9 protein-coding genes are annotated in these 16,454 nt (G+C 40.5%); 6 read left to right on the plus strand and 3 right to left on the minus strand.

Annotation, left to right across the window (positions count from 1 at the left end; genetic code table 11):
- Positions 1-64 precede the first annotated feature (64 nt).
- Together B9A52_RS12415 and B9A52_RS12420 are read right to left on the minus strand one after the other, a co-directional pair.
- Positions 65-1,975, minus strand: a complete 1,911-nt coding sequence (locus B9A52_RS12415) for a PspC domain-containing protein (RefSeq protein ID WP_084120764.1) — start codon at positions 1,973-1,975, stop codon at positions 65-67.
- A gap of 3 nt (positions 1,976-1,978) precedes the next feature.
- Positions 1,979-2,308 (minus strand): PadR family transcriptional regulator, encoded by a 330-nt coding sequence (locus tag B9A52_RS12420; RefSeq protein ID WP_084120765.1) that lies wholly within the window; start codon positions 2,306-2,308, stop codon positions 1,979-1,981.
- Positions 2,309-2,699: 391 nt separating this feature from the next.
- On the opposite strand from B9A52_RS12420, the gene B9A52_RS12425 reads away from it, so the two are divergent.
- Positions 2,700-3,812: a putative type IX sorting system protein PorV2 gene (locus B9A52_RS12425; RefSeq protein ID WP_084120766.1), complete on the plus strand. Its 1,113-nt coding sequence runs from the start codon at positions 2,700-2,702 to the stop codon at positions 3,810-3,812.
- A 7-nt stretch (positions 3,813-3,819) separates the two neighbouring features.
- A complete protein-coding gene (gene porU2, locus B9A52_RS12430; protein WP_084120767.1) occupies positions 3,820-8,847 on the plus strand; it encodes a putative type IX secretion system sortase PorU2 in 5,028 nt (1,675 codons plus the stop codon).
- A gap of 388 nt (positions 8,848-9,235) precedes the next feature.
- Here the strand turns inward: porU2 and B9A52_RS12435 are convergent, their stop codons facing one another.
- Complete coding sequence (locus tag B9A52_RS12435; RefSeq protein WP_084120768.1) at positions 9,236-9,934, minus strand: TVP38/TMEM64 family protein; 699 nt, start codon at positions 9,932-9,934, stop codon at positions 9,236-9,238.
- Between the two features lie 337 nt (positions 9,935-10,271).
- On the opposite strand from B9A52_RS12435, the gene B9A52_RS12440 reads away from it, so the two are divergent.
- The 4 genes from B9A52_RS12440 (at position 10,272) to B9A52_RS12460 (ending at position 16,266) form a co-directional block, all read left to right on the plus strand.
- On the plus strand, positions 10,272-11,417 hold the full coding sequence (locus B9A52_RS12440) for a cystathionine gamma-synthase (protein WP_084120769.1): 1,146 nt from the start codon (positions 10,272-10,274) through the stop codon (positions 11,415-11,417).
- 351 nt (positions 11,418-11,768) lie between these two features.
- Positions 11,769-12,659 (plus strand): glycoside hydrolase family 16 protein, encoded by an 891-nt coding sequence (locus B9A52_RS12445; protein ID WP_084120770.1) that lies wholly within the window; start codon positions 11,769-11,771, stop codon positions 12,657-12,659.
- Between the two features lie 575 nt (positions 12,660-13,234).
- A complete protein-coding gene (locus tag B9A52_RS12455) occupies positions 13,235-13,645 on the plus strand; it encodes a helix-turn-helix domain-containing protein (protein ID WP_084120772.1) in 411 nt (136 codons plus the stop codon).
- Between the two features lie 203 nt (positions 13,646-13,848).
- A complete protein-coding gene (locus tag B9A52_RS12460) occupies positions 13,849-16,266 on the plus strand; it encodes an ABC transporter permease (RefSeq protein ID WP_084123501.1) in 2,418 nt (805 codons plus the stop codon).
- The last annotated feature ends 188 nt before the right edge of the window (positions 16,267-16,454 follow it).

Genomic DNA, 16,454 nt, shown 5'->3' on the forward strand with positions numbered 1-16,454 from the left:
TATATGAAAACAGGGCACCTTTTTGATGCCCTGCCTAAATTTAGTTGGTTTAGTTTACTTAGAATTATTTGTTCATAAAATAGGCTCCTTCAAATTTGACTCTTGAAAGGCTGTCCGCAGTACTTGTTTTTCCTGAGTCGCGGCAATTGAGGCAAAGAAGTCCGTTTTCATTGAAAACCCAATGGTTCCTGCTATTGACATCTCTTGTTTTGTATCCATTTCTGTGGATGGTATTCTGGATTATTGGAAGCAGGGATTTATCCATGACAAATGGTACATCATAAGGGATTTCCATATTGAGTTTCAGCGATTGTCCCCTGAATTTATCCAGTTGGCTTAAATCAATGACCCTGTCCAAGGTAAGAACTGAGTCCTTGATGCTGTAATTGTAAAGGATAGCTGTAGCATTTTTGGTGGCGTCCTCTTGATTTTTACCTCTTGCTTTGAAATTTTGGATCAATATCGGCTTTTCGGCGTCGGTTCCTTCCAGTTGGATACTAATTTGGTTTGTCAACCATTTATCACCGGTTTGAGAAGCTGACTTCAAGACCATGGTTCCTTCAGAGAAATTCAACTCTTGTTCGACAGTGTGGGTTGCGTCGGTTTTGAACTGACTTATTACTCTGGGAATCTGAAACGCCGATACACCAATACTCAAAAGCCATATTCCCAATGCTACCAAGCCAAACCTGGCATCAATGATACTTCTTTGGACCAGGACTGAGATTCCAAGCAGAATAATGATTATGCCAGGTATCAGTATCGCAACTCCTATGGCTATTGCAAGCCAAACAGGTAAGATCTCACTTATCCATTCCATTGGGATGTTTTCTCTCATTCCCCAGTAAAGATCTGCATCAGGAACCATTCCAAAATAAACTCCCAATAAAACCAGTGGTGTAATGGTAACAGCCACTCCGATAAGGAATATGATCAGTCCAAAGAAAACCCTTATCAGAGATAGTAGGAAGTTTCCGAATGGTCCTAGGGCCTCTCCCAGGGAGTTGATGACTTTTCCCAAAAACCTGAAAGGTGCCAGCAAGACTTTTTTCCCCTGACTTTCTTCTCGTGGAGGCATGGGATTCATATTTTCCCTGATGGTGGTTTCTATATTGTCCAAAGTAATGGCACCACCTTTCATTTCAATCCTTTCGGTAATGGATTTAGCAACAGGGGTGATAATCCAAAGGATGATATAGATGACAAAACCGGAACCACCTGCAAATATCAACCCGATGAATAACAGGCGCATCCAAATCACTTCTATGCCAAAATAGGCAGCCAGGCCACTTGCTACCCCACCCAAAGTTCTGTCATCCGGATTACGGTATAGTTTTTTGATATTTTTGTCCTCAGGCTCTTCATAAGAGACGGGTAAGATTACCCACAGTACGATGTAAGCGATCACTGCCCAAATCCCCAAAGAGAGGCTGAAATCGAAATTCCAAGGCAGGAAGTCCCATCCCGGTCTGCCAAATCTCAGGTTGCCGCTGAACAAAAGCAGTATAGCGACCAATCTGGGCCATAGGGGATCAACAGCCAGATAATTGGCCATGCCGGCACAAACTCCGCCAAGGATTTTTCTGTTTTCCAACCGGGTCAGTTTTTTGTACCCTTTGATGTTTTGGTTTGGTGTGATATGCTTGTAGAAGTCATTTTCCTCTGTTTCCGGTTTGGATTGATTCACATCATCATCCGATTGTTCATCTTCGATGGCTTTGAAATCAGCGATGGTACCCATCTTTTCAATCAACTTGATGACATCATCTGCGGTGATTACCTGTTTGTTGTTTTTCAGTTTACTGAGGAAAATCTCCGCTATGCGGTTTTCTATATCTAAAATGATTTCCTGGTTATCCTTGTATGCAGAGAAATGTCTGTTTATCGATTCCAGGTATTTTTTTAATGTGGCATAACCATCCTCTTCGATATGAAACAGGATACCACTGATGTTGATACTTATTGTCTTTTTCATGGCTTATTTCTTTGAGGTGATTAATTGGGTAGAGCTGACAAGAGAGTCCCAGGTTTCATTCAGGGTTTCCAAAAACTCTTTTCCCTCTTCAGTGATGGTGTAGTATTTTCTTGGTGGACCTGATTCTGACTCTACCCATTTGTATGTAACCAAAGAGGCATTTTTCAATCTGTTGAGCAGGGGGTAAAGCGTACCTTCCACCACAATCATCTTTGAATCTGTGAGCTCTTCTATCAAATCTGAGGCATATACTTCTCCTCTTGAAATGATGTGCAAAATGCAGAATTCCAGTAGTCCTTTCCGCATTTGAATCTGGGTGTTTGAAGCATTCATATTTTCTGATCTGTTAAGTTCATCGGTACCTCATGATGATCACATGATGTACCTCATTTGACAGATTGTAAAGAAAAATTATACCAAAGTTTTAAATAGTACCTTGTAATACCTAATATGTAATTGTAAAAGCGCATCATTTTTAGAAAAAAAAATAAAAAAGTTGATTTATTTTCAATAGAGACACATTTCATGGGATTTTGAATGAAAAGATTTTTTTTGAGCTTGACATGCAGTTTCAATCAGTGGAAAATTGAATGTGGCTCAAATGGACGTTTTTGTGTGCATAATCGTACAGTTTTTTGAAATTTGTACTCTTTTAATTTTCTTGGAATAAGCTTTTTCCTTAAGTATTTATTTTTACTTTGCAACAGAATTTGAGACTCGATAAATGGTGATTATCAGGTGTTTTATTGGAATGCTGCTTTTTTTCAGTTTTGCTAAGCTTGATGCCCAAACTATAGCTCCGAAATATTCCAATGAATTTATGAACATAGGCATAGGTGCCCGTGCCCTTGGCATGGGGGGTGCTCAGGTGTCTTCTGTCCGGGACGTCACAGCTGCCTATTGGAATCCTGCTGGTTTATTGGGAGTTCAGCACCAGCATGAATTTACGCTGATGCATGCAGAGTACTTTGCCGGTATTGCGAAGTTTGATTATCTGGCTTATACCACCAATTTCGATGTAGACAATCAGATTGCCGTTTCCCTCATTAGGTTTGGGGTTGATGATATTCCGGATACCAGATTTTTGTATGATGCAAATGGCGCGCTGAATTATAACAATATTCAATTTTTCAATGCGGCAGATTATGCCCTGATTTTATCTTATGCAAGAGATGTCAGTGATGAGTTCAAATTTGGTGTCAATACCAAAATCATCCACAGAAATGTCGGTAAATTTGCTCAGGCTTGGGGTTTTGGGTTGGATGTAGGGGGGATTTACCTCTTGGATCAATGGAGATTTGGTCTGATGCTAAGGGATATCACCTCAACTTTCAACGCCTGGTTTCACAACGCAGAGATGGTCCGGGATATTTATTCAAAAACCAATAATGAAATCCCCGTCAATTCGATTGAACTTACTTTGCCCAGAGCAATATTAAGCGTGACAAGAGATATTGACATCAGTGAAGAAATCAGATTGCAGGGTGTGATAGACCTGGATTTTACTTTTGATGGGAAGAGAAATACGATATTGAGAACGAACTTGGTGAGTTTTGATCCCCGAATAGGTCTGGAGGCAGGGTATAAGAATCTGGTATTTTTGAGAGCAGGCGGAAGCCATGTTCAAAGGATCAAGGATTTCGATGCTTCCTATTATATGGTCTGGAAGCCAAGTTTTGGTTTGGGAGTTTTTCTAAATGAAAAATTTCAAATTGATTATGCTTTGACGGATATTGGAGGAGTTTCTCAAACCCCCTATTCCCATGTGTTTTCAGTAAAAGTAAGTTTGGAAAAACTGGAAGATAGGTTCAGGATTAATAAAGGTTGGGACAATTGATGAAAATATGTTTAATAGGTTAGTTCTTGTTTTTTTGGGATTGATAGTAGCCACTTTTGGATTTTCCCAAACGGAGTGGATAGATTATGATCAGACTTATTATAAAATCAATACAGCCTCAGACGGAATTCACCGGCTTAATTTTACAGCGCTTTCAGCTTCCGGAATCAATCCAAACGTAGTTGATCCCAGGAATATCCGGATTTTTCACAGAGGAGAAGAGGTCTCAATTTTTGTACAGGGCGAGCAGGATGGCAGGTTTGATCCCGGAGATTTTATAGACTTTTTTGGTAAAAGGAATGATGCCACATTAGATGCCAAATTTTTCAAGGATCCGGCCCATGTGGGCAATATTCTTTATAATTCCCATAATGACACTACATCCTTTTTCTTGGCTATCACTCCGGGGATCAATGGAAAAAGAATGGGAAACCGATCCGCCCCTGCTGCAGGGACTCCTGATATAGACACTTATCATGGGGTTTCTCAGACTATTTTTCATGAGCAATACAATTTGAGTTATTTGTATAATCCCGGTGTAAGATTGTCGGATTTTGAAGAAGGACAGGGATGGATGAGTGCGCAGATTACCAAAAACAATCCCAGAACCATCTCCTTGACAGGTCTTGGTGAAGTGTTTTTGCAAGGGGAAGCTAAAATGGAAATTGGATTGACAGGTCGTGCTGAAACTCCCCACATCGCAGAAATAAGCATAGGTCCAAGTTCTGTAACCTTGAGACAGGTTGCTTCTTTTGAATTTGAGGATTTTCAGGCCATCAATCGTGTGATAGATTTGCAGGCATCAGATTTTAATGCGAATGGGACGGTTTTTGTCAGGATTTCTCCTGTGGGCGCAGAAGCAACTGATAATGTTTCAGTTGCTTATATCAGAATTACCTATCCCAAAAAGGTTGTAAATACTGACTTTGCCCAAGAGTTGTTTGTTTTTCCTCAAGGAAACAGTGCCTTGGGCATCAATAACCTTTTGGCGAATTATCTTGCCTTGGAAGTAAGCGATCCCAATAATCCAATCAGGGTAGATGTGAGCGGCGGAAATAATCAAATCAGATTTCAGGGCGGGGTGGATGGACAGGATTCAAGGATTTTGGTAGAAAATCAGTTGAATATCAAAACAATCAGTACCATGGAAAGAGTGAAGTTTCGTAAACTTCTTGAAACCAAAGCTGATTATATCATTTTATCCCATAAGTCCTTGAGAAAACCAGTTTCAAATTATATTGATCCGGTTTTGGCTTATGGAGCTTATCGATCTTCCCCTCAGGGCGGAGCCTATGATACTTTGATTGTAAACATTGATGAATTATACAATCAGTTCAATTTTGGAGAAAAATCTCCCTTAGCAGTATATGAATTTTTACGTGCATATTATCCGATCCATAAGCCCGATTTTTTGTTTATGATAGGCAGGGCGATGGGTATGTTTTCAACAGCGAGAGCGAATAACACCAATTTTTTCTACAGGCAGAATCCCGCAGTTTTTCAGTTTCAGGATTTGATTCCACCGGCAGGATATCCCTATGCCGATAATAACTATTCTATAGGTCTTGATCCGAACAATCCCTATGTTGCTGCTGTAGCCATAGGTAGAATCCCTGCCCGTACTCCACAGCAGGTGGCGGATTATCTGGAAAAAGCCAAAGAAAAAGATGCTGTTGGGATTTCCGAGGAATGGCAGAAGGATATTATTCATCTCAGTGGAGGCCTAACTTCTTTTGAACTCAACCGTTATTTCAATTTTTTGAATGGATTTAAGACCATTGCTGAAGGGCCTTATATGGCGGCAAATGTTGCTACCTATAGGAAGCGCTCAAATTCTACCATAGAATTGATAGATATCTCAGGGGAATTAAATAAGGGGGCCAGCTTGATCACTTTCTTTGGCCATGGAGCCCCATCTATCATTGACATAGAGATAGGCTTTGCTTCGGATCCCACTATGGGCTACGAAAACAGGGGTAAATACCCCATGTTGTTATTGAACGGCTGTGACGCAGGAAATTCCTTTGGCAATGCCTATACTTTTGGAGAGGATTGGGTACTGACACCCATGAAAGGTGCTACCAATTTTATGGCGCATGCCAATATTGGAGTGGATGTATATCTCAGGAGATTCAGTGAATCCTTCTATAATAAGGCATTTTCGGATTCATCTATGATTTACCAGCCTATTGGATTGGTGAAAAGGGAAACAGAAAAACTGTTTTTTTTCAGGTACGGAGTATCGAATGTGAACAGGTCGCATGCGGAGCAACTTGTCATGTTGGGGGATCCTGCTTTGCGCTTATTTCCAGCTAATAAGGCAGATTATTCTATCACAGAAAGCGAGGTGACTTTGAGCAGTTTTGAAGGCGACGTGTTCAATGCGTTGGCAGATTCATTGAAATTGTCATTTGTACTGAAGAATCTGGGAAGAGTGGATTTTGATTCATTGGAATTCAGTATTGGGAGGACTCTTCCTGACGGAAGCCAAATAAGCTACCCAATAGGCTTGTTGGCTCCGGTATTCAGGAAGGATACTATTGATGTTGCTATTCCCAATACCGGAATCCAGGCTTTTGGCGAAAACATTTTCAATATAGTGATCAATCCATCCCGTTCTGTTCCGGAGATGACCTTTGCCAATAACGCAGTCACGGTATCCCGCTTTGTCCCATTGAGTGGGACACTTCATTTGATTCCGGAGAATTATGGCATTGTAAATGAAAGTGAAATCAACCTTATTGCCCAGATTCCCGGGAAATCTGTAGAGCCCAGAACTATCGTCATGCAGATAGACACGCAGGCTAATTTTGGGTCTTCCCTAAGACGGGAAAACAGGATTTCCACTTCAAATCTAGCTATATGGGATATCAATTTGTTTGAAAATGTAACCCTTAGAGACTCCGTTACTTTTTATTGGCGGACGAGATTTTTGGAGCCCAGAGAAGGAGAAAGTCAGGACTGGACAAATGGAAGTTTTTCATATATCAACAATGGTCCCGAAGGTTGGACTCAAAGGGAACTCCCTCAGCTGGGAAATAATCAACTCAATAACCTGGAAATCGATCCTGTAAAAAAGGAATGGAAATACCTGGATACCAATCTGAAAATCGGCGTATTTACCTTTGGAAACCAAACGGACAGTCTGACATTTAGAAATACCCAGTTTTATCTTGAAGAGGTACCATATATCATTGATAATGTCAATAATGCCAATAGCAGACTTTGTCCTGATGGTTCTTTGGGATTGGTGGCTTTTGAGCAGAAGTCATTGACCCCTTATCTGGTAATTCCTCCAACTGGATTTGATATTTTGGATGGAAGAAGCTGTGGCAGGGTACCGCAGGTTATCCAAAGTTTGAGAAATTCCTGGCTCAATCAGCCTGGGCAGAATCTGCTTTTGGATTATATTGATGGATTGAATGAAGGGGATTACGTGGTTATTTTCTCAGTGGGCAATGTGACTTTCTCCAATTGGTCGGATGAGAATTTTGAGAAAATGAAGGAAATAGGGGCAAATGAAGCATTGCTGAGAAACCTGCAAAGCGGAGACCCTTACATCCTTTATGGAAGGAAAGGTATGAAACCGGGAGAAGCCCTGGAAATAGTGGCCAAAAGGGATATTGAACTGGAAACCAATGAACAGGTAATTGAATTCGAAACGCAATTGAAAGGTTATTTTACATCCGGTAGTATCCTGACACCCAGAATTGGCCCTGCTTCTGAATGGAAGAGATTTTTCAATAATGTCAAAGTCAGGGATTGGATCAATGAGGATTTGGCCATTTTCGACATTATAGGTTTGAATAATTCCGGTGAAGAACAGGTGATTTTTTCCAATGTTCAGGAAGGGGAAATAGATTTGACTTCCATCAATCCGGCTTTGTATCCCCAACTTCGACTGCGCTATGCCATGGATGACGAATTTTCGACCGCTCCGGCACAATTGGACAAATGGCAGATCAATTATACCGGAGTGCCTGAGGGTGTGTTGGTTTTTAAAAACAGGGAAGAAAAAAGAACGGTTCAGGAAGGAGAAATCATTCATCTCAATTTTGAATTTGTCAATGTTTCAAAATATGAATTCCCTGATTCTTTGACTGTGGAATGGGAATTCTTCAATACGGATCAACGTAAATCAGAAAAATTCACAAAAAAAATACCTGCTGTCAAGGCCGGGGAAACACATGAATTCAGTATTGAGTTTAACTCTATCGGAAGAGCAGGAAACAATAGGGTGAATATTTTTGCCAATCCAAGAATTTATCAGGAACAAACCTTCAGGAACAATTTCATTGACCTTGAAAACTATTTTATTGTCAATCCAGATAACGCCACAGCGATTTTGGATGTCAATTTTGATGGGGTTTATATCATGGATGGAGATATTGTTTCACCAACGGTGATGATCAATACTTTATTGAAAAATGACAAATCTCTTATTCTCAAAAAGGATACCTTGGGATTGGAGCTTTACCTCAAAAAATCCTGTGAAGGCTGTTTGTTTGAGAAGCTCAATTTCTCCTCCCCCAAAATATCGTGGACCGAAGCCACTCAGAATTCCAGTTTTAAAGTTGAACTTAGACCGGGACCTTTGGAAGATGGTTTATACACATTTAGGATTATTACAGAAGACTTAGGGGTTGAGAAACCCTATGAAATCAATTTTGAGGTAATCAATGAGGCCAGTATTACAAACTTCTATCCTTACCCAAATCCATTCAGTACAAGTGTCCGGTTTGTATTTACTGTAACAGGTTCAGAAGTTCCCGATCAGGTCAAGATCCAGATCATGACGGTGTCGGGAAGGGTAGTCCGAGAAATTCTTCAGGATGAATTGGGACCAATTCGAATTGGTAATAATATTTCTGAATACGCCTGGGATGGAAGGGATGAATTTGGGGATCAATTGGCCAATGGGGTCTATATCTATCGGGTGTTGGTCAGGAAAAACGGTACTTTTGTTGAACCTCGCGCCACAGCAGGGGATAAGGCCTTTAAGCAAGGTTATGGGAAGATGTATTTGTTGAGGTGAAAGAGGGCAGATTTTAAAGGGTAGAAGGTAGATTTTAGAACCAAGAGACAAGAGGCAAGAGGCAAGAGGCAAGAGTCAAGAAGCGAGATATGCTCTCAGTAATGGTAGAGCTAAAAAGTTAAGGATCAAGGCCTGCACTAAATTTAGTGGATCCAAAGCCTGCCCCGAATATCTGGGAACCAAGAGCCAAGAAGCGAGATGCGAGATGCGAGACCTGCTCACAGTAATGCTGGAGCAAAAAAGTTAAGGATCAAAGCCTGCCCTAAATATAGTGGATCCAAAGCCTCCCCCGAATATTGGGGAGAAAAGATTTGGGTAAGGGAAAAGTAAGTGGTTTCCAATCATCTCAAGTCTTGCGTCTTGTGTCTTACGTCTCAAAAGAGAAACCTCATTTCCTAAAAAACCTCCAAATTCCCCAAAAACTCAAAACCAACAGGAATACAAAAATCCAGACTTTTCCACTCAGACCATCCTGTCTGATAGCGGCATAGAGGTCACTGGCCAAAGTTCCTGATACAAATACCAAAGTGGTTCTGGGCAGCATGCCAATGGTTCCAAAAATCACCAGTTTTTTCCAGCCTGATTTTAATAGAGCAAACATCAAGTTGGACAAGGCAAAAGGAATGACGGGACTTAAGCGGACAAAAAAGATCAGTTCTCCCATGCGTCCACTTTTCCGCTCCAACATTTTTTTTGCTTTGGGGTACTTGTCCAGGATTAGTTCCAGACTGTCTCCACTCAATTTTTTGCCCCAACCATACCCCAATAGTGTGGCTAAAGTATAGCCCAAAACCAGCCATGGGAATGCCTGCCAGCCTAAAATAAATCCTGATAACCCTGCGACCAAGGTTGTAGGCATCAGTGCTAAGCCCATTAGAAGAATGCTGGCCAATAATCCTAAAATAACTGTAGTGGCATCGGTAAAATCTATCTGAGATAGGAAACTGGAGTAATTAATTGTGATCGGGACAAAAAGTAAAGATCCAAGTGATGGCATGAAACTAACCCATAGAAGAGCAGAAGCTACCATTGGGTTTTGTTCTGCTGCAATTTTGAACTCCTTGAATATCCCTTGCTTTTTTTCCATCTTTGGACCACGTAATCGCAAAGGAAAGAAAATCCTGACCAAGTCACCAATACTGCATTTGATTTCAACCAAATCTAATGGAATGAACCTTATGACCTTATTATGTTTTATTCCACTAAGATTACCTTAATTCTTAGAAATTAATGAACCAAGCCAATCAAAGAGATGGTTCAATAAATTAAATCAGGCTTTCATCGTCCCGATAGCTATCGGGATGGGTCAACCAACTTCCGTCTTCGGTCTTCCGACTTCGGTCCCAAAGAACAAAGGAAATCAGTTGACTGACATCATTCCGTAAAATAAATCAAATAGATAAAAACCAAAGAAAAAGACAATTATGAAATTTGGTACCAAAGCAATACATGCCGGTGTAGAACCGGATCCAAGTACAGGGGCGATCATGACTCCTATTTTTCAGACTTCCACCTATGTGCAGCGCTCACCGGGAGACCACAAGGGCTATGAATATTCCAGAACACACAATCCCACAAGAACAGCTCTACAAAATAACTTAGCTGCCTTAGAAAACGGCAAACACGGACTCTGCTTTTCCTCAGGCTTGGGTGCCATTGATGCCATTATCAAATTATTGAATCCAGGAGATGAAGTGATCAGTACCAATGACCTTTATGGCGGATCTTACCGGATTTTTACCAAGGTTTTTGAGCGATATGGCATTAAGTTCCATTTTATTTCAATGGAAGATCCAAGGACTATTGAAAATTACATCACGCCAAATACCAAGCTGATATGGGCGGAGACGCCCACCAACCCGATGATGAACATCATTGACATTGAAGAAATCGGTAAAGTGGCCAAAAAACATCATCTTTTGTTTGGGGTGGACAATACCTTTGCTACGCCATTTTTACAGAATCCATTGGATTTGGGTGCTGATATCGTGATGCATTCGGTGACCAAATACCTTGGCGGCCACTCTGATGTGGTGATGGGGGCATTGATCGTCAATGATGATCAATTGCTGGAAAAATTGGCCTTTATCCAAAATGCATGCGGGGCCACTCCAGGACCACAGGATTGTTTTTTGGTGTTGCGAGGAATCAAGACTTTACACTTAAGAATGGAAAGACACTGTGAAAACGGTGCAGCGATTGCCCGGTTCTTGAAAGCTCATTCAAAAATAGATAAAGTGTATTGGCCGGGATTTGAAGACCATCCAAACCATGACATAGCCAAAAAACAGATGCGGGATTTTGGAGGCATGATTTCTTTTACCATCAAAGGAAATAAAATTGAAGATGCTTATAAGGTGTTGGAAAACCTGCATTATTTTTCTCTAGCAGAATCCTTGGGCGGGGTGGAGTCATTGAGCGGTCATCCTGCCAGTATGACCCATGCGAGTATCCCCAAAGCAGAGCGGGAAAAAGTCGGTTTGGTGGATTCCCTGATCAGATTGAGTGTGGGGATTGAGGATATTGAAGATCTGAAAAAGGATCTTGACCAGGCCTTGGCAAAGGTTTGAAAAAAGAATCTTTCATCACTCAAATTATATAATTGAAGACCGGATATTGTTTATGTCCGGTTTTTTTATTTAGGATTATAATTGGAACGCTGATGACGCTGATTTGGCTGATTTTCACTGATTTGTTTATATACATGAATCAGGAAATTCAGCTTTATTTCTGTCTGATTGCCTAAGGCAGGCAGGAGCACAAGTTATGATTAAGCCCATCTTATTCACGAGATAGGAGATCTCTTGTATTCGGGTTTCTTTATCTGCCATTTTTTTTTAATTTGGGTTCAGAATATTTTGAAAAATAATAATGAGTTGTTATGTCAAATTCTCTAAATTACTTAACAAAGACATGTAAACATGAAACAACTGATTTTCCCCTTAGTTTTATTTCTTATCCCTTTCCTTTCAATTTCCCAGACCCAGGATTTTCATAGATCATTTGTGGAGGATTTTTCTGAGGCTAGCTCGCAATATTTCAGGTATGGCTCTACCGGAAACAAATCCGATTTTAAATACAAAATGGGTGTGAATTCTTCGATAGAACCAGATACTAAAGTGCTTTCCTTCAAGATAGATCCCTTGGACAGTGCAGGGGCGGGTAGGGGACCGGAAATTATATCCAAGAGCTTTACCCATTTTGGTTCTTATGCCGCTAGATTGAAAGTTCCCGAAGCAAAGACTGTTCAGCCCAATGTTGGCGCGGTGGTAGGTTATTTCACCTATCATGTCGACAGCATTCCCGGATTGAGTGAGATTGATTTTGAATGGCTTCTTGCCGATCCCACAGTTATTTATGTCGGCACTTGGACCGGACATCGGGGAGAATTGGTAAGAGTGGGCAGGACCATCAATATGGCCGAAGGAATTATCTATGAAACCAGCTACAGAGAAAACCACAACGGGGTAAGGACACCTTTGACCGGCATGCAGAATCAGCCGGAGACCATTGCCGCCATTCCGGGCTTTGACGCCTCAGCAGGATTTTATACTTACGGATTTGATTGGTATCCAGATCGTATACAGTGGTGGATGCTTCACCCTACCAGTGGTGAAAAAATAGTTTTGTGGGATTATCAGGGAACTACCAGGGGAATCCCCCAACACCGGTCCCTTTACCGGATGAACTTTTGGCATACCAAAGATTGGTCCGTGGAAACCAATCCCCTTTCTAAAGAAAAACCACTGCATCCATATGAATTGGAGGTAGATTGGATGTCCTATAAGCCTTTTGACATTGGGACAAATTGATTGGTAAGGGGACAGTCAGCTTATCTGTCAAAAGATAAGTTCATTGCATTTCTTTTCCGAAAAATATTCTTGACTAAAATTGTGGCTTTGTAGTCCATAACTGAAAATTCTTCCAGAAATGGTGAATTTTCGTCTGTACCTGAAAATTCTTTCGGAAATTTCTAAATTTTCGTCTGTACCTGAAAATTTTATTATATAAAGATGAATCTTAGGCTGTACCTGAAAATTTTCTTGGAGAAGTTTTTTTAAATGAAGGCCTTTCACCTTTATCAACTTTTCGGATTGGTACTTGGTCTGAGTTCTTTTTTAAATGATTGAGCAATCGAAAAAACATATACATCCCGGATCTGATTTTCACTTGTGCCAATGATTCTTTCAAACTTCAATGTGTTTGACTCTGTTCAAGTTTGTAGGTTCCGGATAAAATCAATGTCCAATCAAATTGCGATGAATATTTTTGTTTAAAAACTAATTTCAAAAAATGAAATTTAATTTCTAATTTTTAAATAAAAAAACCATCTAAGTTGATTCGGGATGTTAACTAAAATACGCACAGAAAAGAATATAAGGCAGTAATGAAAACAATAGAGTCGCTTCTGGAAAAAGCAACTGCTATAGGTGGCTTCCATGAATTGGCAAAAGAGGAAGCAACGATGTTGTCCACCCTTTCTGAACTTGCCGTAGCTTACGAAGACAATACATTGAAACTGATGCCTATTGAACCAAATACCTTGAAGCAGGCCATCGAATCTAAAATGGCAAAGCTTGGGCTCACCCAAGCAAAACTGGCTGAATTAATGGGTATTGGTGCACCTAAACTTTCTCATATATTAAGTGGAAAAAGAGACCCTGATGTTTCTTTTCTAAAGGCAGCTCATGAAAAATTGAATATTGATGCTGAGTTTTTGCTGACTCATTCGAAATTGTTCACCATATTTATTTTTTCTGTATCGGAATGCCAAAAAAATGAAGCCTCCAATTTTTAGGACTATTGTAGCCCGGTTTGAAAAAGATGGGGATTCGAACCCGATTTAATTAAATCCCAAGATTGTCCGTCTGCGGACATTTTCGTCCGAATGAGTTAATGGAGAATGTAAAATCATGGCTTCATTTGCACAATTGGTACTTTTTCATTGGCACAAAACTAGTGAATAGATTTCTGTAATTGCTGGTCTTAAATGAAATTGACATGCTACTGAACTACATCACTATCGCCTGGAGAAACCTTCTGAAAAAAAAAGTCTATTCATTTATCAATATTGTAGGATTGGGTACCGGCATGGCCTGCTGTGTGCTCATTTTCATGTTTGTGCAAGATGAGATTTCATTTGACCAATTCAATGTCAAAAAGGAAAGGGTGTATCGGATTATCCATGGAACTGCGCAAGAAGGGACAAATCCTGATTATTCCTCTTTTTGGGTTTGGGGTAATGCGCCTATTGGGCCTGCCCTCCAATTCGAGTTTCCTGAAATTGAGAAAGTAGTTCAGTTTTCGGGACGGGGAGATATCCTGTTTACCGTCGGTGATGTGACTCAACAAGAAGACGGCATCGTATTTATGGACTCGACTGTGTTTGATGTGTTTAGTTGGGAATTGATAGCAGGTGATTCCAAAACTGCCTTGGTAGCTCCATATAGTGTGGTATTGGATGAATCCACCGCTAGGAAATACTTTGGTGACGATAATGCCCTGGGCAAAACATTAAGAGGAAGCGAAGTATCAGGAAGATCAGCCGAAGGAGATTATACCGTGACAGGTATAATGAAAGATTTACCTTCAAATTCACATCTTCGGTTCAATACCCTTTTGTCCAGATCTACCAATATCCAGTACAGACCTGGTGTTTTTGATTCTTGGGGTTATGTGGACAGCTACACCTATTTTTTAGTGAATGACCAATTTGATCAAGCATCTTTCGAAGCAAGATTACCAGAATTTATAGAAAGAAGGGCAGGGGACGGACGAGGAGAAAATTATGTAATAGGTATTGAATCTCTGAATGATGTCTATCTCCGGTCAGAAGTGCAAAGGCAACCTGGAGATACAGGTTCTTTATCCAACATTTATGTCTTTTCGATAATAGGCTTGTTTATTTTATTTATTGCGATCATCAATTTCATGAATCTTTCAACCGCACGGTCCATGGAACGGGCAAAAGAAGTGGGGATCCGAAAATCAATCGGGGCAGATAAAAACAGTTTGATGATTCAGTTTTTGGGTGAATCGCTGATCATTGTACTGCTATCGGCAATTGTGGCGGTGATTTTTATTTCAATGGCCATGCCTTTGATGAATAATCTGACGGGAAAAGAATTGGAAGTGTATAGGATCCTCAACTGGCAAACCATACCTTTCATTTTGGGAATTATCATAATTGTTGGTCTTTTGGCAGGTTCTTATCCGGCTTTGATCCTATCGAGCTTCCGTCCTGTGATGATTCTAAAAGGAATCAACAAATCTGACGCACGTGGTGTAAATCTTCGAAAAGGTTTGGTGGTTTTTCAGTTCAGCCTTTCCATTGCACTCATAGCTGGCACAATCATCGTTTATGGTCAGATGAGTCACTTGCTGGATAAGGACATGGGTTTTGATAAAGAACACATGGTGGTGGTAGATTATAATTATGACGAGAAAGTCAATGATGTTTCCTCTTCATTGGAAAATGAGTTGGAGAATCGTCCTGATGTTCTTTCAGTAGCTTTTTCCAGAAGTGTGCCAGGAAGCCACTTCCCCAATGCCTTCACTACCATAGAAACTCCTGAAGGAGAAATGAAGGGCGATGGGCAGGCGATTTTTCAGGTTGGATTGGACTTCATTGATCATTATAATTTGGAACTGATTGCAGGAAGGTCTTATTCAAGGGATTATTCTTCGGATTCTACGGCAGCTTTGGTGCTCAATGAGGCAGCCGCAAGACAGTATGGCTATGTCAATCCAGCTGACATTGTCGGGAAAAAATTTGATCAATGGGGAAGGGCCGGTACAGTAATCGGTGTGGTCAAAGATTTTAATTTTATATCCTTACATAATACTGTAGAACCTCTGACTTTGCCATTTGAGGCTTATGCAAGTCGGTATATGAGTTTGAAAGTCGATGGTGAAAACTTGCCATCAACCTTGTCTCAGATTGAATCTAAATGGAAAGAATTGGTACCGCATCGACCTTTTATTTATAGTTTTCTGGATGAAGATTTCAACAGGCAATACGAATCTGATTTCAGGTTCAGGCAGATCTTTACCACTTTCTCAGTCTTGGCAATTTTAATTGCCTGCCTGGGTCTGCTGGGCTTGGCTACCTATACAGCTGAACAAAGAACCAAAGAAATAGGAATCAGAAAAGTACTGGGTGCCGAAGTTTCTAGTATTGTCGCTTTGCTGTCCCGGGATTTTATCAAGCTGGTATTGGTAGCGATTATCCTTGCAATCCCGGTTACCTGGTATGCCATGAACAGTTGGCTGGAAGGATTTGCCTATAGAATTGAGATCGAATGGTGGGTCTATTTATTGGCGGGATCAGGTGCAGTGATTGTGGCATTGGCTACCATCAGTTCTCAGGCAATAAAGGCAGCTTTGATGAATCCGGTGAAGAGTTTGAAAAGTGAGTAAAATAGAAGCAAGATACAAGAACCAAAAATCAAGACTTTGGAAAATTTAGAAAGATGAATTTGGAGTGAAAATCTAATGTATTGATTCAAGTTTGCCTGATCACAGTAAAAAATAAAAATTTTATCCAATTTAGATCCAATAAACTTTATGCAATTGACTAAATAATTTGAATTCTATCTCCAGAACTA

This window comes from Aquiflexum balticum DSM 16537 (assembly GCF_900176595.1).
GTDB lineage: Bacteria > Bacteroidota > Bacteroidia > Cytophagales > Cyclobacteriaceae > Aquiflexum > Aquiflexum balticum.

Excerpts from the sequence above, each read along its gene's own strand:
- B9A52_RS12415 (WP_084120764.1), bottom strand. The coding sequence starts at position 1,975 with ATGAAAAAGACAATAAGTATCAACATCAGTGGTATCCTGTTTCATATC.
- B9A52_RS12420 (WP_084120765.1), bottom strand. The coding sequence starts at position 2,308 with ATGAATGCTTCAAACACCCAGATTCAAATGCGGAAAGGACTACTGGAA.
- B9A52_RS12425 (WP_084120766.1), top strand. The coding sequence starts at position 2,700 with ATGGTGATTATCAGGTGTTTTATTGGAATGCTGCTTTTTTTCAGTTTT.
- porU2 (WP_084120767.1), top strand. The coding sequence starts at position 3,820 with ATGTTTAATAGGTTAGTTCTTGTTTTTTTGGGATTGATAGTAGCCACT.
- B9A52_RS12435 (WP_084120768.1), bottom strand. The coding sequence starts at position 9,934 with ATGGAAAAAAAGCAAGGGATATTCAAGGAGTTCAAAATTGCAGCAGAA.
- B9A52_RS12440 (WP_084120769.1), top strand. The coding sequence starts at position 10,272 with ATGAAATTTGGTACCAAAGCAATACATGCCGGTGTAGAACCGGATCCA.
- B9A52_RS12445 (WP_084120770.1), top strand. The coding sequence starts at position 11,769 with ATGAAACAACTGATTTTCCCCTTAGTTTTATTTCTTATCCCTTTCCTT.
- B9A52_RS12455 (WP_084120772.1), top strand. The coding sequence starts at position 13,235 with ATGAAAACAATAGAGTCGCTTCTGGAAAAAGCAACTGCTATAGGTGGC.
- B9A52_RS12460 (WP_084123501.1), top strand. The coding sequence starts at position 13,849 with ATGCTACTGAACTACATCACTATCGCCTGGAGAAACCTTCTGAAAAAA.